Genomic DNA, 17660 nt, shown 5'->3' with positions numbered 1-17660 from the left:
CTACTAGCTCTCGGTGACGGAACGGCACCCTCCGAAGGCGCGCTGTGCACGGGCCGACGCGTAGAGACATACGGCGGCGGCGGTGGCGAGGTTCAGGCTCTCGGCCTTTCCGTGGATCGGGACGCGCACCACGGCGTCCGCGAGCGCGCGGGTCTCCTCCGGGAGCCCCCAGGCCTCGTTGCCGAACACCCAGGCGGTCGGGCCGCCCATGGTGCCCTTGTCGAGCTCGTCGTCGAGGTCGTCGGTGCCGGCCCCGTCGGCGGCCAGGATGCGCACCCCGGCGTCCTTGAGCCCCGCCACGGCCCGCTCGACGGGCACACCGACGGCGACGGGCAGATGGAACAGCGAGCCGACGGAGGCACGTACGGCCTTGGGATTGTACAGGTCGACGGAGGCGTCGGTCAGTACGACGGCCTCGGCGCCGGCGGCGTCGGCGCAGCGCAGGACGGTGCCGGCGTTCCCGGGGTCGCGGACGTGGGCGAGGACGGCGACGAGCTTGGGGCGGGCGGCGAGGATCTCCTCGAAGGGGGTGTCGAGGAACCGGCAGACGCCGACCAGCCCCTGAGGCGTGACCGTGGTGGAGATGTCGGCGATGACCTGCTCGGAGGCGAGGTGGATCCGCGCGCCGACCTCACGGGCCCGCCCGATGATGTCGGCGTACCGCTCCGCGGCCTCGACCGTGGCGAACAGCTCGACGAGCGTGTCCGGCTGCGCCCCGGCCTCCCGCACGGCCTGCGGCCCCTCCGCGAGGAACAGCCGTTCCTTCCCCCGGAAGTTCCGCTTGGCCAGCCGCCGCGCGGCGGTGACCCGGGGGGAACGGGGGGAGATGAGATCGGGGGTGGCGGAGGGCATGCTCATCACTTTCGGCGACTACTTTCCATTACCAACACAACGGACCCGCAGGTAAAAACCCACGGGTCCGTCAAGTCACGTCGGCTCAAGCCAGGCGCAGCGTCAGGCCGCCTTGGGGGCGTTGACGTCGCTCGGCAGCGCCTTCTGGGCGACCTCGACGAGCGCGGCGAACGCGTTCGCGTCGTTGACGGCCAGCTCGGCGAGGATCTTGCGGTCGACCTCGACGTTGGCGGCCTTCAGACCCTGGATGAAGCGGTTGTACGTGATGCCGTTGGCGCGGGCAGCGGCGTTGATGCGCTGGATCCACAGCTGGCGGAAGTCACCCTTGCGCTTCTTGCGGTCGTTGTAGTTGTAGACCAGCGAGTGGGTGACCTGCTCCTTGGCCTTGCGGTACAGGCGCGAACGCTGACCGCGGTAGCCGGAGGCCTGCTCCAGGATCGCCCGGCGCTTCTTGTGGGCGTTGACTGCCCGCTTGACGCGTGCCACTTTTTAACTCCTTGTAGCGGGGCCGTGGTTGGACTCACACGGCCCGGGTTCGAATAGGTCCCGGTCAGAGGTCAGGCGCGCAACGCGCCCGACGTCACTTGCCGAGAAGCTTCTTGATCTTCGCGGCGTCGCCCGGGGCCATCTCGGCGTTGCCGGTGAGGCGACGCGTCACGCGGGACGACTTGTGCTCAAGCAGGTGGCGCTTGCCGGCGCGCTCACGGAGCACCTTGCCGGAGCCGGTGACCTTGAAGCGCTTGCTGGCACCGCTGTGCGACTTGTTCTTCGGCATAGCGCCGTTCTCTCCTCGTCGGTGGCGCTCCGGTGCCCGGTCGTAAAACCGGGCACATGGAACGTCTCTTGTATCGGGTTGTGTCCTCGGGGACTTGTGTCCCCCGGGATCACGCCTCGGCGGGAGCCTCGGCAGGAACCTCGGCAGGAACCTCGGCGTCCTCGGTGTCCGCGGCGTTCTGCGACTTGCCGGGGTTGGCCTTCGCTTCTGCCTTGCGGGCTTCCTGCGCCTGGCGGGCCTCGGCCATCGCCTCGGTCTTCTTCTTGTGCGGACCGAGAACCATGATCATGTTCCGGCCGTCCTGCTTCGGGTTCGACTCGACGAAACCGAGGTCCTGGACGTCCTCCGCGAGACGCTGCAGCAGTCGGTAGCCCAGTTCGGGACGGGACTGCTCGCGACCACGGAACATGATCGTGATCTTGACCTTGTCGCCCTGCTTGAGGAACCGGACGACGTGACCCTTCTTGGTGTCATAGTCGTGCGGGTCGATCTTCGGCCGGAGCTTCATCTCCTTGATGACCGTGTGCGCCTGGTTCTTGCGCGCCTCACGGGCCTTCATGGCCGACTCGTACTTGAACTTCCCGTAGTCCATGAGCTTGCACACGGGCGGACGGGCGTTCGCCGCGACCTCGACCAGGTCCAGGTCGTACTCCTGCGCAAGCTCCAGTGCCTTGGCCAGCGGGACAATGCCCACCTGCTCGCCACTGGGACCGACAAGTCGCACCTCGGGAACGCGAATCCGGTCGTTGATGCGGGGCTCGGCGCTGATGGATCCTCCTCGGTTAGCACCACACGGCGGTCTGGCGGACAGCCGCGTATGTCTCTCGTTCAGTAAGACCTAACCGCGCCGAAGCACAAAAAATGCCCCGGACGATCACAGGCGGGGCTCCAAAACACTACCGGAGCACCGCCGCGGTGAACGCGGGGCGCACTTTCGGGCGACTCCATCGTCCGTACGGAACGATGGTGGCCGCCTGACCGGGGTGACCCGCCGTCCCGGAGGACGGTCAGGTGGGAGATCGGAGCCTCCACTTGTGGGCCGAGCACATACGTGTCCGGCCGGTCGTTACACAAGGTTAGCAGCTACCCGGGGGCGGTGCGAATCGTCGTACACCTGGGCCTATCGTGTGGGGCATGAGTGACACCCCTGCTGAGTCTCCCGAGGCTCCCGACTTCGACGAGATGACCCGCGACATCGCCGAGGTCCCCGCCGTCGAGGTGATCGTGACGGTCGCCGTCAACCTGATGAGCGCCGCCGCCGTGAAGCTCGGTCTGACCGAGGAAGGCGACAAGTACAAGGACCTGGACGAGGCGCGCAAGCTGATCAGCGCGCTCGCCGGTCTCCTCGACGCGAGCACGACCGAGATCAGCTCGTTCCACGCGGCGCCGCTGCGTGACGGCCTGAAGTCGCTCCAGCTGGCGTTCCGCGAGGCGTCGCTCGTCCCGGACGAGCCGGGCCAGGGCCCGGGCGAGAAGTACACGGGCCCGATCTACGGCTAGTCCGTCACCGCACGTACAGGGGCTCGCCAGGTGGCGTCGCCTCGGCCGGCAGCAGTGCCAGGTCGAGGCCGCGCACCAGGCGGGCCCTCAGTGTTTCGTCCGCGGCGAGCCGCTGGGCGACCGCGCGTGCCGCCTCGGCCGGGGCGGCGGCCGGGTCCAGGACGAGGGCGAGGGTGCCGTCGGCCTGTCCGGGCCCGAGGTGGGCGCGGAGCACGGCCGGCTCGGCGGCCACCGCCGCCCGCACCGCCTCCACCACCGCCGGGTCGGCCAGCGGATCGGCCGTCGTACGCCCCTCCGCGACCGCCAGCAGCGCGGACCCGGTCAGCTCGAACGGCACCGGACCGGCCATGTCCAGCACGACCGTGTCCGCCTTCTCGTGCGCGGCGGCCTCCAGGGCCTGGTGCAGGTGTACGGCGACGGGGCGGGCCGCCGGGTCCCAGCGGGCGAGGGAGTCGGTGGAGGTGAAGGCGGGGAGGGCCTTGCGGTCGCCGGCCCGCAGCGTCGGCACGGCCATGTCGCTGGTCTTCTCCCGGCGCAGCCCGTTCTCGTCCTCCTCGACCTCGCCCAGCACGGCCACGACGGGGACGAGCAGCCGGGCGCCCTTGAGCGCCGCCAGGACGGGCCCCAGAGCGGTGCGGTCCTCGGCCCAGGCCGTGAGCGCCGCGCTCAGCCGGGGATCGGCGGAACCGTCGTCGTCGGGGAAGGGAGAGTCGGGAATGTTCTTGTTCGCCACGGTCCTCGACCCTATCGGGGGGATACTGCTGCGCTTGTGCGGCCCCGGAAACATGCCGGTGACGCCCTTCACCGGAATCTCAGATTTCCCTGACACAGATCTAACCTTCGTCTAACGGCAGACACAGTCACCGGTTCGACCATCGCGGGCATGGAGTCCTCCAGAGCGCGCCGCAGCCGTCGTGTCCCCCGGGTGTACCTCGCTCTCGCCGTCGTGGCCGCCGTCGGAGGAACGGCCGCGGGGACGGTGTACGTGCAGGCTCACGCGCACTCTCCGTCGGGCGCGGCGAGCGCCGTATCGTCGTCTGCGGCGCCCCCGACGGTCGCGGCGAGCGAGGAGGCCTCCGTGGAACCCGTGGCACAGCCGACGGTGGATCCCGACGCGCTCCTGGCGGACGCCATGGAGTCGGTGCGGGTCGAGGACGGCGCTCAGGTGTCGGTGGCGGTGCTGGACCTGGAGTCCGGTGAGAGCGCCTCGTACGGGGACGGGTCCTTCGACACCGCGAGCATCGTCAAGGTCGACGTGCTGGCGACGCTGCTGCTCCAGGCGCAGGACGAGGGGCGGCAACTCACCTCGGCGGAGCGGGAGTACGCCGCCGCAATGATCGAGAACAGCGACAACGCCTCCACGTCGGTCCTGTGGGAGACCATCGGGCGGGCGGAGGGGCTGGCCGCCGCGAACGAGCGGTTCGGGCTGACCTCGACCGAGGGCGGGGACGGGTTGCTGTGGGGGCTCACCCAGACCACGGCCACCGATCAACTCACCCTGCTTCAGCAGGTGTTCGGCGAGGACTCGGAGCTGAACGAGGACTCGCGGAGCTATCTCCAGGAGCTGATGGGACAGATCGCCGCCGATCAGCAGTGGGGGGTGTCGGCCGCGGCGGACGGTTCGGCGTGGGCGCTGAAGAACGGGTGGCTGCCGCGGAGCACGACCGGGCTGTGGGACGTCAACAGCATCGGGCGGGTGACGACCGAGGACGGGCGCGACTTCCTGGTCACCGTGCTGTCCGACGGCAACACGACGAAGGCGGCCGGGGTGTCGATGGTCGAGGCGGCCGCCCGGGCGGCGGTTTCGGTGTTCTCGGAGGCCTAGAAGTCGTCGTGGCGTGTGCGGCGGCCCCGCCACAGGACCACCGCCGCCACCAGCAGGACTCCTCCGGTGCTGCCCGCGAGGGGGGCCGCCCAGTCCGACGTGTCGTCCTCGGGCTTCTCGGCATCGGGGCCGGAGCCGAAGTAGCGGTCGCCGAACGCCGCCGCGCGCAGTCCCTCCGGCTTGAGCCCGGCGGCCTTCTCGATGGCTGCGGCGGGGTCGATGAAGCCGTAGCCCCGGGAGTCGTCGCGGCCGTCGGCGGGGGCGTTGCGGGCGGTGTCCTCCAGGAGCTCCTTGATCTGGGCCGGGGTCAGGCCGGGGTGGGCGGACTTGACGAGGGCGACGGCGCCGGAGACGAAGGCCGCGGCGGCACTCGTGCCCCACCCCTCGTAGTACTTGCGGTCGGGGTCGGCGATGACGACGTCCACGCCGGGGGCGCTGACCGTGGCGTACCAGCGGCGGGTGGAGAAGGAGGCGCGGGTGCCGAACTTGTCGACGGCGGTCGCGGCGATCACGCCCGGATAGGCGGCCGGGTAGGAGATGTGGTCGCCCTTCTCGCCGCCGTTGCCGGCCGAGGCGACGACGACCGCGCCCTTCTTCAGGGCGTACTGCACGGCCTCGTCCTCGGCCGGTTCCGGGTGGGCGGACTTGGAGTCGTCGCCCAGGGAGAGGTTGATGACGTCGGCGCCGTGGTCGGCGGCCCAGCGGATGCCCTCGGCGAGGGCGTTGCCGCGGGTGGTGCGGGCCTTGGCGCGGGCGGAGTCGCCGTCCTCCAGGATCACGCGGACGGGGAGGATCTTGGCCTCGGGGGCGATGCCCATGACGCCGTCGGCGTCCGCGTAGCCGTGGCCGTGGCCCGCGATGATGCCGGCCATGGCGGTGCCGTGGCGGGCCCAGGCGCGGTCGCCGCGCTCGGCGCCGAACCCGACGAGGTCCCTGCCGGTGAGGACGTTCCCGGCGAGGTCGGGGTGCTCGTCGTCGACGCCGGTGTCCAGGACGGCGACGGTGATGCCCTCGCCCTTGGTCGTCTGCCATGCCTCCTGGGTGTGCATGGCCTCCAGGGCCCACTGCTGGGCGCGGATGCCGTCGGCGTGGGCGGCGGTGGAGGGGACCAGGGCGAGGGAGGCGGCGAGGAGGACGCCGAGGAGTCCGGTACGGGTCTTCATGAGGGCTGCTCCGTGGCGGCGGAGCCGACGTTTCTGCGCAGGGCGCGTTCGATGCGGTCGGCGAGTCCCTGCGCCTCGTGGCCGAGACCGGCCTGGGCCACGGCGGTGTCGGCGCCGGACTCCATGGCGGCCTCGGCGGGCTGCGGCTCGTCGACGGTGCGGCCGTCGGCCCAGCCGGAGACGGCGTAGACGACGACGGGGGCGTCGGTGAGGACGGAGACGGTCCAGGAGGCGCGCTGCTGGGTGCCGAAGGCGGCGGCGACGGTGTCCTGCGCGGCGTACGGGCGGGGCATCAGGTCGCTGCGGCGACCGAGGCCCTCCTTGGTGAACCGGGTGTCCAGGGCGGTCATGGCGGTGGCGTCGGCCTTGGTGAACAGCAGGCCGACGGTGGTGACGTAGCTCTGGGTGGCGTCGGTGTAGGTGGCGCGCAGCAGCCGTGAGCAGCCGACCGGCGCGAGGGCCTTGCGCAGGAGGGGGTCGAAGGCGTCCTTGCAGCCGCTGTCCGGCGCGACGGCGATACGGGTCCAGGTGCGGTCGGCGCCGCCGGGTCCGGCGCCCCGGCCCACCACGCTGGGCGGGAACAGGGTGTCGACGGGCACGTTGTGCCACAGGCCTCCGGCGGTGGCGAAGGAGTCACGGGCGCCGGCCGCCGCGGAGTCCCCGATGAGCCAACTGCCGGTGACGGCACCGCCCAGCAGGCCGAGGCCGAGCACGAGACAGGCGGCGGCCGCGACGGTCCGGGGGCCGAACCGCACCCCGAGCGGGCGCGGCCGCGCCCGGCCGTCGTAGCCCTCGGGCTCCCCGAACGACACGACGGGCCGCTGCGCGGCGAGCGAGGCGCTCCAGGAGAGGGCAGGGTCCGGGGCGGCCGGGGGCGGCGCCGCGGGGACCGGGCTCCGATGCGATGCCGGGTCCGCCGAGCCCACTTCGGACGGCGGCTCCGCGGGGATCGGGCGCAGGCGGGTGGTCGTCTCCGTGGGGGCCTCGGCGGGGGCGACGGAGGGACGACGACTCGGGCTCGGTGGTACGGCGGGCGGGGTGTCGGGGAAGCGGGGCGGGCGGCTCGTGCTCGGCGACACGGCGGCCCGGACGGCGTCGGGCGTGTCCGGCAGGCGGGTGGCGGGTTTGGGCGGGGGCGGGACGACGGGGGTGCGGTCCTGGGGGAACGGGGAGCGCAGGGCCGGGAAGCGGGGCGGGGGGACGGGGTCCTGGCTCCCGGGGCCGGCGGGCCTGCGGGGGCTGTCGGCCGCCGTGCGTGAGTCGCCGCCGGGCGGCGGAGTGCCGGGCCCTGCGTCGGTGGCTGCCGTGGCCGCGTGGTCCTCGGTCCGCTCGTCCGACGGGGCCGGCGGCTGCGTGGGGCGCGGGGGGACGGAGGCGCGTCGAGCTTCCGTGTTCATGCGCCCCCCGTTTCCTCTGCCCGGGCCTGTCCTGGTGCGCGGGCCCTCGTTGTGTCGCCCGGGCCCGGTGCGGACCTGGCCGTCCCGGGCACATCTACCCGCACGGGCGGACCGGCATCCCGGCGACGGGCCCGTTCGTCACGTGCGTGCGCGTCACTCTACGGGTTGATCCCGGGCGGGCGGGAACCAGTCCACGAGGCCGTTCCTTTAGCCCGGAACGTCCCCCTACCCTGCGGTGATCGGGTCTGGCAGGCTTCGTTCATGACTGCACGAGCCGCCGACCGGGCCCGTTACGACCGGGCCACCGCCCATCTCGACGCCCCGCTGGCGATCGTGGATCTGGAGGCCTTCGACGCCAACGCGGACGATCTCGTCCGCCGCGCCGGCGGCAAGTCGATCCGGGTGGCCAGCAAGTCCGTACGCTGCCGGGCCCTGCTCGAACGCGTCCTGGCGAAGGACGGGTTCGCCGGGATCATGTCCTTCACCCTCGACGAGTCGCTGTGGCTGGCGCGTTCGGGGTTCGACGACATCCTGCTCGCCTACCCCTCCGCGGACCGCGCCGGGTTCGCCGAGCTCACCAGTGACCCCAAGCTCGCCTCGGCCGTCACCGTGATGATCGACGACCCGGCGCAGCTCCGGTTCATCGACGAGGCCCGGGACGGCGGGCGTGAGGTCGTGCGGGTCTGTCTGGAGCTGGACACCTCGCTCAGGCTCCTCGGGGGTCGGCTGCGGGTCGGCGCCCGGCGTTCGCCCCTGCACTCCCCCGCCCAGGTCGCCGACCTGGCGCGGCTGGTGGCCGGGCGACCGGGGTTCGAGGTCGTGGGGATCATGGCGTACGAGGGGCACATCGCCGGTGTCGGGGACGCCGTCAGCGGGCATCCGCTGCGCTCGCGTGCCGTGCGGCTGATGCAGGCCGCCGCACGGCGGGAGCTGGCCGCGCGGCGGGCCGAGGTGGTGCGGGCGGTACGGGCCGCGGTGCCGGGGCTTGAGTTCGTCAACGGCGGCGGCACGGGCAGTGTGCAGCACACGGCCGCGGAGGACTCCGTCACCGAGATCGGCGCGGGGTCGGGGCTGTACGTGCCGCGGCTGTTCGACAACTACACGTCCTTCAGCGGGCGCCCGGCCGCCCTGTTCGCCCAGCCCGTCGTACGGCGGCCGGGCGTCGGCGTGGTGACGGTCCTCGGCGGCGGCTACCCCGCCTCCGGCGCCCCCGGCCCCGACCGCCTCCCCGTGCCGTACCTGCCGGAGGGGCTGCGCTACGACCCCCAGGAGGGGCCCGGCGAGGTGCAGACGCCGCTGCTCGGCGCCCCCGCCGACGATCTGCTGATCGGCGACAAGGTGTGGTTCCGGCACGCCAAGGCCGGCGAGCTGTGCGAGCGGTTCGAGGCGCTGCACCTCGTCGAGGGCGACACGGTGACGGCGACCGTGCCGACGTACCGGGGCGAGGGCCGTACGTTCCTCTAGTTCGGCCCCACGCTGCTGCCGACTCCGCCGCCACCATCGGGGTCGGCGACGGAGCGGATGCCCTTGGTGATCAGCTCCATGTCGGACAGGGGCGGGCCGTCGGTGCCCGCGTCGAAGTAGTAGCGGACGCAGACCGGTGATTCGGTGCCGACGCTGGACGGGAAGACCATCGACTGGACGTAGCCGCCCGGTCCTTCGGCCGTCCTGACCCGCCAGCGCACGAAGTAGCCGGCGCGGCCGGCCACCGCGACCGGGCCGGACTCGACGACCTCGTGGGACTCGATGCCGCCGTAGGGGCGCTTGTCGACCAGGTCGCGGTCGTAGGCCGCGTCGGCCGCCTCCGGGATGTCCTGCTCGGCGAGGGTCTCCGGGGAGGTCTCGCCGTCCGAGGTCGGCATCGTGCGGGACACGACCCGGCCGTGGTGGCAGAAGCCGCCGTCGGCCGGGCAGTCGTAGGTGCCGTCGGTGGTCATGACGATGTCGTCCTCGGAGACGTACTTGGGCCGGACCCAGCCGTCGGGCAACGGCAGGGTGATGCCGTTGAGTTCGTCGGTGACCACGGCCGGGTCGTCGGCCGACGGCTCCTCGGTGGTCGGCGTCGGGGACTCGGTCGTCGGGGCCGCCGTGTAGTACGTGGGTGCGGTGTCGACCTGGGCACCGCCGGTGTCGTCGCCCGAGCGGAGGGCGATCGCGCCGGTCACGATCGCCGCGACGAGGACGACTCCGGCGGTGGTCAGGGCGACGGCCTTGGCGCGTCCGGACGTTGCGCCGCCGGCGGACGGCGGGCCCGGCACCGGCGGACCCGTGACCTCGGGGGCGCGCCGGTGCTCGGTCCAGGCCGTGCCGTCCCACCAGCGCTCCAGATGCGGGGCGTTGGGATCTCGGTACCAGCCGGGCGGGGGCGTCATGCTCATTCGGGCACTGTAGGACGCTCCTAGAGCGGAGTGACGTACGCCCCCGAGATTCCGCCGTCCACCAGGAAGTCGGTGGCGTTCACGAAGGAGGAGTCGTCGCTGGCCAGGAAGGCGACGGCGGCGGCGATCTCCTCCGCCTCGGCGAAGCGGCCGACCGGGATGTGGACGAGCCGGCGGGCCGCGCGCTCCGGGTCCTTGGCGAACAGCTCCTGAAGGAGGGGCGTGTTGACCGGGCCGGGGCACAGGGCGTTGACGCGGATGCCTTCCCGGGCGAACTGCACGCCCAGCTCGCGGGACATGGCGAGTACGCCGCCCTTGGAGGCGGTGTACGAGATCTGGCTGGTGGCGGCGCCCATCCGTGCGACGAAGGACGCCGTGTTGATGATGGAGCCCTTGCCCTGCCGCTGCATGTAGGGGATCGCGGCCTTGCAGCACAGGTAGACGGAGGTGAGGTTGACTTCCTGGACGCGCTTCCAGGCCTCCAGGCCGGTCTCCAGGATGGAGTCGTCGTCGGGCGGGGAGATGCCGGCGTTGTTGAAGGCGATGTCGACGCTGCCGTAGGTGTCGTAGGCCGCCTTGAACAGGGCCTCGACCTGCTCGGGGTCGGTGACGTCGACCTTGACGAAGATGCCGCCGATTTCCTCGGCGGCAGCCTTGCCGCGCTGTTCGTCGACGTCGCCGCAGACGACGTGCGCGCCTTCGGACGCGAGGCGGCGGGCGGTGGCGAGGCCGATGCCGCTGCCGGCTCCGGTGATGACGGCCGTACGGCCCACCAGGCGGCGGCAGATGATTTCGTCAGTCACTGTGCGGGGCCCTCCGTGCTGATGAAGACGTTCTTGGTTTCGGTAAAGGCGGTCAGGGCGTCCGGACCCAGCTCACGGCCGATGCCGGACTGCTTGAAGCCGCCGAAGGGGGTCCAGTAGCGGACGCTGGAGTGCGAGTTGACGGACAGGTTCCCGGCGCGCACCGCTTGCGAGACGCGCAGGGCGCGGCCCACGTCGCGGGTCCAGATGGAGCCGGACAGGCCGTAGTCGGTGGCGTTGGCCAGGCGTACGGCGTCGGCCTCGTCGTCGAAGGGCAGGACGACGGCGACGGGGCCGAAGACCTCCTCGACGGCCACGCGCGCGCGTGGGTCGACGTCGGTGAGGACGGTGGGCGGGAACCAGAAGCCGGGGCCTTCGGGGGCCTTGCCGCGGATGCCGTCGGCGCCTTCGGGGACGTACGAACGCACCCGTTCCAGCTGGGCCCTGGAGATCAGCGGGCCCATGTCCGTCTTCTCGTCGGCCGGGTCGCCGACGCGGACCGCGCCGATCGCCGGGCCGAGCAGCTCCAGGAAGCGGTCGTAGGCGCTGCGCTGGACGAGGATGCGCGTGCGGGCGCAGCAGTCCTGGCCGGAGTTGTCGAGGAAGGACATGGGGGCGGCCTGGGCCGCGGCTTCGAGGTCGGCGTCGGCGAAGACGATGTTGGGGCTCTTGCCGCCGAGTTCGAGGGTGACGCGCTTGAGCAGGGCCGAGCCCTTGGCCAGCACCTGCTTGCCCACGGCCGTCGACCCGGTGAAGACGATCTTTGCGACGCCGGGGTGCTCGACGAGGGCGTTGCCCGCGACGGGGCCGTGGCCGGGCAGTACCTGGAACAGGCCCTCGGGGAGGCCTGCCGCCAGGGCGAGTTCGGCCAGGCGGAGGGCGGTCAGCGGGGTCGTCTCGGCGGGCTTGAGGATCACGGCGTTGCCCGCGGCGAGCGCCGGGGCCGTGCCCCAGGCCGCGATCGGCATGGGGAAGTTCCAGGGGGCGATGACGCCGACGACGCCGAGCGGTTCGAGGATCGTCACGTCCAGGCCGCCGGGGACCGGGATCTGCCGGCCGGTCAGCCGTTCCACTCCCCCGGCCGCGTAGTCCAGCAGGTCACGGACGTTGCCCGCTTCCCAGCGGGCGTTGCCGACGGTGTGACCGGCCTCGGTGACCTCCAACCGGGCGAGTTCTTCGAGGTGTTCGTCGACGGCGGCCGCGAAGCGGCGCAGCAGGCGGGCGCGGTCGGCGGGCGCGAGGGCGGCCCAGGACGCCTGTGCCTTCGTAGCGCGTACGACGGCGGCGTCCACGTCGGCCGCGGTGGCGGCCGGGATCGTGGCGACGACCTCTTCGGTGGCCGGGTTCAGTACCTGGAGCTGCTCGGACAAAGAGGGCCTCACATGCGTTCGAAGGAGCGGCGGAGCTCCCAGTCGGTGACCGCGGCGTCGAAGGCGTCCAGTTCGACGCGCGCCATGTTCCGGTAGTGCGCGACGACCTCGTCGCCGAAGGCGGCCTTGGCGACGGGGCTGTTCTCCCACAGCTCGGCGGCCTCGCGCAGGGTGGTGGGGACGTGCGCGAAGTCGGCGGTGTAGGCGTTGCCGGGGCAGGCCTCGGGCAGCTCCAGCTTCTGTTCGATGCCGTACAGGCCCGCGGCCACCATGCCGGCCACCGCGAGGTGCGGGTTGACGTCGCCGCCGGGCAGCCGGTTCTCGAAGCGCATCGAGCGGCCGTGGCCGACCACGCGCAGGGCGCAGGTGCGGTTGTCGTGGCCCCAGGCGACGGCGGTCGGGGCGAAGGAGCCCGGCTGGAACCGCTTGTAGGAGTTGATGTTGGGGGCGTACAGCAGCGAGAAGTCGCGCAGGGCCGCCAGCTGTCCGGCGAGGAAGTACCGCATGACGTCGGACATGCCGTCGGGCCCGGCCATGGCGTTGTTGCCGGCCGCGTCCGCGAGCGAGAGGTGGATGTGGCAGGAGTTGCCCTCGCGCTCGTTGTACTTGGCCATGAAGGTGATCGAGACGCCCTCCTGGGCGGCGATCTCCTTGGCGCCGGTCTTGTAGACGGCGTGCTGGTCACAGGTGACCAGGGCCTCGTCGTACTTGAACGCGATCTCGTGCTGGCCGGGGTTGCACTCGCCCTTGGCGGACTCGACGGTCAGCCCGGCGGCGGCCATCTCGTTCCTGATGCGGCGCAGGAGGGGTTCGATACGGCCCGTGCCGAGCACCGAGTAGTCGATGTTGTACTGGTTGGCCGGGGTCAGGCCCCGGTAGTTGGCGTCCCAGGCCTGCTCGTAGGTGTCCTTGAAGACGATGAACTCCAGCTCGGTGCCGACCTGGGCGGTGTAGCCGTGTTCGGCGAGGCGCTCCAGCTGGCGGCGGAGGATCTGGCGCGGGGCGGCGACCACCGGGGAGCCGTCGTTCCAGGCGAGGTCGGCGACGAGCATGGCGGTGCCGGCGTTCCAGGGGACGCGGCGCAGGGTGCTCAGGTCGGGGTGCATGGCGAAGTCGCCGTAGCCGCGGTCCCAGGAGGACATGGCGTAGCCGTCGACGGTGTTCATCTCGGTGTCGACGGCCAGCAGGTAGTTGCAGCCCTCGGTGCCGTGCTGGAGGACCTCGTCGAGGAAGAAGCGGGCGGCGAACCGCTTGCCCTGCAGCCGCCCTTGCATGTCCGGGAAGGCCAGGACGACAGTGTCGATCTCACCGCCGGCGACGAGGGCGTGCAGCTCCTCGATGCCGAGCGGGGGTGTGCGGTCTGCCACGGGAAAGCCTCCTTAGGCTTCTTCGGTCAGCCGGGAGCCATAAGGTATTGCCACGGACCATTGATTGGGAAGGGGGTTCCGCCACATGTCGCAGGAGGCGGGCACGGAGCACGTGCGGGATGCCGGCACGGAGCACGGCGCACCCGCGGCCGACGACCGGCTGACGTCGGTCCTGCGGCCGGTGCGGGCCGGCAACGGCTTCGAGGAGGCCCTGGAGCAGATCCTCCAGGTGGTCAGGCTCGGTCTGGTGCCGGGCGGCGAGCGGCTGCCGGCCGAGCGCGAGCTGGCGGACCGGCTGGGCATCAGCCGGGTGACGCTGCGCGAGGTGCTGAAGGTGCTGCAGGACCAGGGCCTGGTCGAGTCGCGGCGCGGGCGCTACGGCGGCACGTTCGTGCTGCCGCGCTCCGAGACGCCCGGCGCGGAGGAGCTGCGCCGCCGCCTGAAGGACGTGGACGTCGAGGACACGCTGCGCTTCCGCGAGGTGCTGGAGGTGGGCGCGGCCGGGCTGTGCGCGGCGCACGGGCTGGGCGAGGAGCAGGCCGAGCGGCTGCGCGAGGCGCTGGCGCGCACGCACGACGCCCCGCTCGCCGAGTACCGCCGTCTGGACACGCTGCTGCATCTGACCCTCGCCGAGCTGTCCGGTTCTGCCACCCTCACTACCCAGTACGCGGCCGTCCGTGCCTCGGTGAACGACCTGCTGGACTGCATCCCGCTGCTCGTGCGCAACCTGGAGCACTCCCAGCGGCAGCACACCGCGCTGGTGGAGGCCGTGATCGAGGGCAACGCCGAGGACGCGCGGGAGATCATGCGCGAGCACTGCGCGGGCACGGCGGCGCTGCTGCGCGGCTTCCTCGGGTGAGTGCGGATTTACGGACGCTTAACGCAGGGGTATTGCTTTCCCACGGCCGCACCGCAAAGGTATGGCTCCATTCCATTGAGCTCTGTCCGCCGTCCCGTGGGGAGTCGTGCCCATGTCCATGGATTCCACCAGTACACCCACGTCCGCCGGGGAGGCGGACGACTATCTGGAGCGCAGAACCCTGCGCCGCGGCAGCGCCGGCTGGGTCCTGCTGACCGGTCTCGGCGTCGCCTACGTCGTCTCCGGTGACTATTCCGGCTGGAACTTCGGCCTGGCCGAGGGCGGCTTCGGGGGCCTGGCGATCGCCATGGTGCTGATGGGCGCCATGTACGCCTGCATGGTCTTCGCGCTCGCCGAGCTGTCCTCGGTCCTGCCCACGGCGGGCGGCGGCTACGGCTTCGCGCGCCGGGCGCTCGGCCCGTGGGGCGGCTTCCTGACCGGTACGGCGATCCTCATCGAGTACGTGCTGGCGCCCGCGGCCATCGTCATCTTCATCGGGGACTACGTCGAGTCGCTGGGCCTGTTCGGCCTGGAGTCCGGCTGGCCGGTGTACCTGGTCTGCTTCGCGATCTTCCTCGGCATCCATCTGTGGGGCGTGGGCGAGGCGCTGCGGTTCAGCTTCGTCGTCACCGGTATCGCGGTGGTCGCCCTGGTCGTGTTCGCGGCGGCGGCGCTGCCCGACTTCAGCTTCGGGGCGCTGGACGACATCCCGGCGGACACCTCGGCCGCCGGATCGAGCTCCTGGCTGCCCTTCGGTCTGCTCGGCATCTGGGCGGCGTTCCCGTTCGGCATGTGGTTCTTCCTGGGCGTCGAGGGCGTGCCGCTGGCCGCCGAGGAGACCAAGGAGCCGGCCCGTACGCTGCCGAAGGCGATCGTCTGGTCGATGGGCATCCTGGTGGTGCTGGCGGTGGTCACGTTCGTCGCGGCGGCCGGCGCACGGGGTTCCGCGGCGATCCAGGAGGCGGGCAACCCGCTGGTGGAGGCGCTCCAGCCGGACGGCGAGGCCACGGCGCTGAGCCGGATCGTGAACTACGCGGGCCTGGCCGGCCTGGTGGCGTCCTTCTTCTCCCTGATCTACGCGGGCTCGCGCCAGCTGTTCGCCCTGTCCCGCGCGGGCTACCTCCCCCGCTTCCTCTCCCTGACCAGCAGCCGCAAGGCCCCGTACCTGGGCCTGCTGGTGCCCGGCACGATCGGCTTCCTGCTGGCGGCGGTGTCGGGCGACGGCGCGCGGATGCTGAACATCGCGGTCTTCGGCGCGACGATCTCCTACGCCCTGATGTCCCTGTCCCACATCGTGCTGCGCCGCCGCGAGCCGGACCTGCCGCGGCCGTACCGCACGCCGGGCGGGGTGCTGACGTCCTCCGTCGCGCTGGTGCTGGCCTGTGCGGCGCTGGTGGCCACGTTCCTGGTGGATGTGACGGCCGCCTTCATCGCGCTCGCGGTGTACGTCGTGGCCATCGGGTACTTCGGTCTGTACAGCCGCAAGCATCTGGTGGCGAAGGCGCCGGAGGAGGAGTTCGCGGCACTGGCGGCGGCCGAGGCAGAGTTGGCACGGGACTGAACTCGCAGCGGGAAGGGGCATGAGCATCGTGGGCAGGCCGTTGATCGGGGTCAGCACCTATCTGGAGGCCGGGGCGCGCTGGGGCGTGTGGGAGCTGGAGGCTGCGCTGCTGCCGGCCGGCTATCCGCGGCTGGTGCAGCACGCGGGCGGGCTCGCCGCCATGCTCCCGCCGGACGCGCCGGAGCACGCCGCGGCGACGGTGGCGCGGCTGGACGGGCTGGTGATCGCGGGCGGCCCGGACGTCGAGCCGGTGCGCTACGGCGCCGAGCGCCACCCGCGGACCGGGCCGCCGGCACGGGAGCGGGACGCCTGGGAGCTGGCGCTGATCGAGGCGGCGCTGGCCGCGGGCACGCCCCTGCTGGGGATCTGCCGGGGCATGCAGCTGCTGAACGTCACGCTCGGCGGGACGCTCGTCCAGCACCTCGACGGGCACGCGGAGGTGGTCGGCGTCTTCGGCAGCCACCCGGTGAAGCCGGTGCCGGGGACGCTGTACGCGGGCATCGTCGCCGAGGAGCTCTCGGTACCGACGTACCACCACCAGTCGGTGGACCGCCTCGGCGCCGGTCTGGTCCCCTCGGCGCATGCGGCGGACGGGACCGTGGAGGCGGTCGAACTTCCGTCCTCGCAGGGGTGGTTGCTCGGCGTGCAGTGGCATCCGGAGATGGGTGAGGACGTGCGGGTGATGCGCGCGCTGGTGGAGGCGGCGGCCGGGATCAGTCGATCCGCTTCCTGATCCAGGCCAACGCCGCGTCGGCCTGGGCGCGTTGGAAGGGGCGCAGGGTGGGAATGCCGGGCGGCGGTGGGCGCAGGGAGCTGCGGAGGAAGTAGCCGGCCAGGCCCGCGAGGGCAGCGGTGACCGCGTCCGGGTCTGCGCCGCGGCCGAGGGGGTGGCCGGTGAACACCGCCTGCGGGTCCGGGCCGCCCTGGGCCCTGACGCAGGGCAGCATCACGAGCAGGTCGAACCAGGGGGCCGCGCGGACGGCGTGCGGCCAGTCGACGAAGACGACCCGGTCGTCGTCGGTGAGCAGGACGTTGTCGGCGCGTATGTCGGCGTGGGCGAGGGTGTTGCCGGAGGTGGCCTCGGGCCAGGGGGTGGCGAGTTCGGCGAGGCGGGGCAGGTGGGTGAGGGTCCAGGGGTCGAGGTGCTCGGCCAGTTCGGACTCGCCGCCTTCGGCGCCGTCGAGGAGTTGCCGCCATCCGCTGAAGGTGTCGGCGAGGGCCTCGGCGACGGGTGGGGCGTCCACGGGGGACGGGGTGAGGGTGTGGGCGAGGGTCGTGACCGCATCGAGGACCCGCTGCAACTCGTCCTGCCGCCAAGGGACTTGTGGCTGGCGCCCCTGGACGTCCTCGAAGGTGAGGGCGACCCAGGTGCCGTCGTCGTACGTGGCGAGGAGGCGGGGGGCCGGGACGGTGGGCGGGAGGGCGGCTGCGTTGCGGGCCTCGCGGCGGTGGAAGCCCGGGCTGCGGGGGTTGGCGTTCGCGCTGACCGCCTTCACGAACGCGCGGCGGCCGTCGGCGGTACGGACGCGGGCGGCCGCGCCCGGGGAGAATCCGCCGGGTTGCGTCTCGGCGTGGGCGACCGGCGCGCCGAGAGTGTCCGCGACGGCGGCACGCAGAGTTTCGGGAAGCTCTTCCCACGGCGTGCGGACGCCGGCGGCGGGCGGGGCGGGCGGGTTCATGCAGGGCATGGTGCAGGCCGAGGGCTCGGGTGCGCCAAGGGTTTTCGCCCCCGCCGCCCCTACCCGTCCCGTCCTCCAGGGGGCGCTGCCCCCTGGACCCCCGCTCCTCAAACGCCGGAGGGGCTGGATTT

At 72.2% G+C, this 17660-nt stretch carries 18 protein-coding genes; 6 read left to right on the top strand and 12 right to left on the bottom strand.

The features are described 5' to 3' along the window. Positions 1-3: 3 nt before the first annotated feature. The 4 genes from AB0Q90_RS26740 to infC form a co-directional block, all read right to left on the bottom strand. On the bottom strand, positions 4-852 hold the full coding sequence (locus AB0Q90_RS26740; RefSeq protein WP_363160776.1) for an RNA methyltransferase: 849 nt from the start codon (positions 850-852) through the stop codon (positions 4-6). Positions 853-954: 102 nt separating this feature from the next. Next, on the bottom strand, positions 955-1338 hold the full coding sequence (gene rplT / locus AB0Q90_RS26735; RefSeq protein WP_006141703.1) for a 50S ribosomal protein L20: 384 nt from the start codon (positions 1336-1338) through the stop codon (positions 955-957). Positions 1339-1432: 94 nt separating this feature from the next. After that, entirely contained in the window at positions 1433-1627 is a 195-nt protein-coding gene (gene rpmI / locus AB0Q90_RS26730; RefSeq protein WP_004933563.1) for a 50S ribosomal protein L35, read from the bottom strand. 109 nt (positions 1628-1736) lie between these two features. Beyond that, positions 1737-2396: a translation initiation factor IF-3 gene (infC, locus tag AB0Q90_RS26725; RefSeq protein ID WP_363160920.1), complete on the bottom strand. Its 660-nt coding sequence runs from the start codon at positions 2394-2396 to the stop codon at positions 1737-1739. Between the two features lie 365 nt (positions 2397-2761). Here infC and AB0Q90_RS26720 point away from each other — a divergent pair, with 365 nt between their 5' ends. After that, positions 2762-3127 carry a DUF1844 domain-containing protein gene (locus AB0Q90_RS26720; RefSeq protein ID WP_363160777.1) on the top strand — a complete coding sequence of 122 codons (366 nt, stop codon included), beginning with the start codon at positions 2762-2764 and terminating at the stop codon, positions 3125-3127. 4 nt (positions 3128-3131) lie between these two features. On the opposite strand, the gene AB0Q90_RS26715 is transcribed toward AB0Q90_RS26720, so the two are convergent. Next, the gene (locus tag AB0Q90_RS26715) at positions 3132-3860 is read right to left on the bottom strand and encodes an SseB family protein (RefSeq protein WP_363160778.1); all 729 of its coding nucleotides are present in this window, start codon (positions 3858-3860) and stop codon (positions 3132-3134) included. A gap of 150 nt (positions 3861-4010) precedes the next feature. Here AB0Q90_RS26715 and AB0Q90_RS26710 point away from each other — a divergent pair, with 150 nt between their 5' ends. Then, positions 4011-4952, top strand: coding sequence for a serine hydrolase (locus tag AB0Q90_RS26710; protein ID WP_363160779.1), 942 nt, complete (start codon positions 4011-4013; stop codon positions 4950-4952). On the opposite strand, the gene mycP is transcribed toward AB0Q90_RS26710, so the two are convergent. After that, entirely contained in the window at positions 4949-6115 is a 1167-nt protein-coding gene (gene mycP / locus AB0Q90_RS26705) for a type VII secretion-associated serine protease mycosin (protein ID WP_363160780.1), read from the bottom strand. The genes AB0Q90_RS26710 and mycP overlap by 4 nt on opposite strands. Continuing rightward, the gene (locus AB0Q90_RS26700) at positions 6112-7512 is read right to left on the bottom strand and encodes a hypothetical protein (protein WP_363160781.1); all 1401 of its coding nucleotides are present in this window, start codon (positions 7510-7512) and stop codon (positions 6112-6114) included. The genes mycP and AB0Q90_RS26700 overlap by 4 nt, the downstream gene beginning before the upstream one ends. A gap of 261 nt (positions 7513-7773) precedes the next feature. Between AB0Q90_RS26700 and AB0Q90_RS26695 the strand changes: the two genes are divergently transcribed. Then, positions 7774-8976, top strand: a complete 1203-nt coding sequence (locus AB0Q90_RS26695; protein WP_363160782.1) for an amino acid deaminase/aldolase — start codon at positions 7774-7776, stop codon at positions 8974-8976. Here the strand turns inward: AB0Q90_RS26695 and AB0Q90_RS26690 are convergent. The 4 genes from AB0Q90_RS26690 to AB0Q90_RS26675 are packed head-to-tail and all read right to left on the bottom strand — an operon-like array spanning position 8973 to position 13430. Next, positions 8973-9884, bottom strand: coding sequence for a DUF2510 domain-containing protein (locus AB0Q90_RS26690; RefSeq protein WP_363160921.1), 912 nt, complete (start codon positions 9882-9884; stop codon positions 8973-8975). The two genes, AB0Q90_RS26695 and AB0Q90_RS26690, sit on opposite strands and share 4 nt — an antisense overlap. A 26-nt stretch (positions 9885-9910) precedes the next feature. After that, entirely contained in the window at positions 9911-10693 is a 783-nt protein-coding gene (locus tag AB0Q90_RS26685) for a 3-oxoacyl-ACP reductase (RefSeq protein ID WP_363160783.1), read from the bottom strand. Beyond that, positions 10690-12063, bottom strand: a complete 1374-nt coding sequence (locus AB0Q90_RS26680) for an aldehyde dehydrogenase family protein (protein ID WP_363160784.1) — start codon at positions 12061-12063, stop codon at positions 10690-10692. The genes AB0Q90_RS26685 and AB0Q90_RS26680 overlap by 4 nt, the downstream gene beginning before the upstream one ends. A gap of 8 nt (positions 12064-12071) precedes the next feature. Further along, positions 12072-13430 (bottom strand): glutamine synthetase family protein, encoded by a 1359-nt coding sequence (locus AB0Q90_RS26675; RefSeq protein ID WP_363160785.1) that lies wholly within the window; start codon positions 13428-13430, stop codon positions 12072-12074. A gap of 85 nt (positions 13431-13515) precedes the next feature. Between AB0Q90_RS26675 and AB0Q90_RS26670 the strand changes: the two genes are divergently transcribed. The 3 genes from AB0Q90_RS26670 to AB0Q90_RS26660 all read left to right on the top strand — a co-directional run bounded on the left by AB0Q90_RS26670 (position 13516) and on the right by AB0Q90_RS26660 (position 16583). Next, a complete protein-coding gene (locus tag AB0Q90_RS26670; RefSeq protein WP_363160786.1) occupies positions 13516-14289 on the top strand; it encodes an FCD domain-containing protein in 774 nt (257 codons plus the stop codon). A gap of 112 nt (positions 14290-14401) precedes the next feature. After that, positions 14402-15850 carry an ethanolamine permease gene (gene eat / locus AB0Q90_RS26665; RefSeq protein WP_363160787.1) on the top strand — a complete coding sequence of 483 codons (1449 nt, stop codon included), beginning with the start codon at positions 14402-14404 and terminating at the stop codon, positions 15848-15850. A gap of 25 nt (positions 15851-15875) precedes the next feature. Continuing rightward, a complete protein-coding gene (locus AB0Q90_RS26660) occupies positions 15876-16583 on the top strand; it encodes a gamma-glutamyl-gamma-aminobutyrate hydrolase family protein (protein ID WP_363160922.1) in 708 nt (235 codons plus the stop codon). Here the strand turns inward: AB0Q90_RS26660 and AB0Q90_RS26655 are convergent. Further along, positions 16564-17529 carry a phosphotransferase gene (locus AB0Q90_RS26655; protein WP_363160788.1) on the bottom strand — a complete coding sequence of 322 codons (966 nt, stop codon included), beginning with the start codon at positions 17527-17529 and terminating at the stop codon, positions 16564-16566. The genes AB0Q90_RS26660 and AB0Q90_RS26655 overlap by 20 nt on opposite strands. Positions 17530-17660 lie beyond the last annotated feature (131 nt).

Source organism: Streptomyces sp. NPDC079141 (genome assembly GCF_040686775.1).
In the GTDB taxonomy this organism is placed as follows: Bacteria; Actinomycetota; Actinomycetes; order Streptomycetales; family Streptomycetaceae; genus Streptomyces.
The sequence above is the reverse complement of the archived record's forward strand: the minus strand, read 5'-3'. Positions and strand labels throughout refer to the sequence as shown.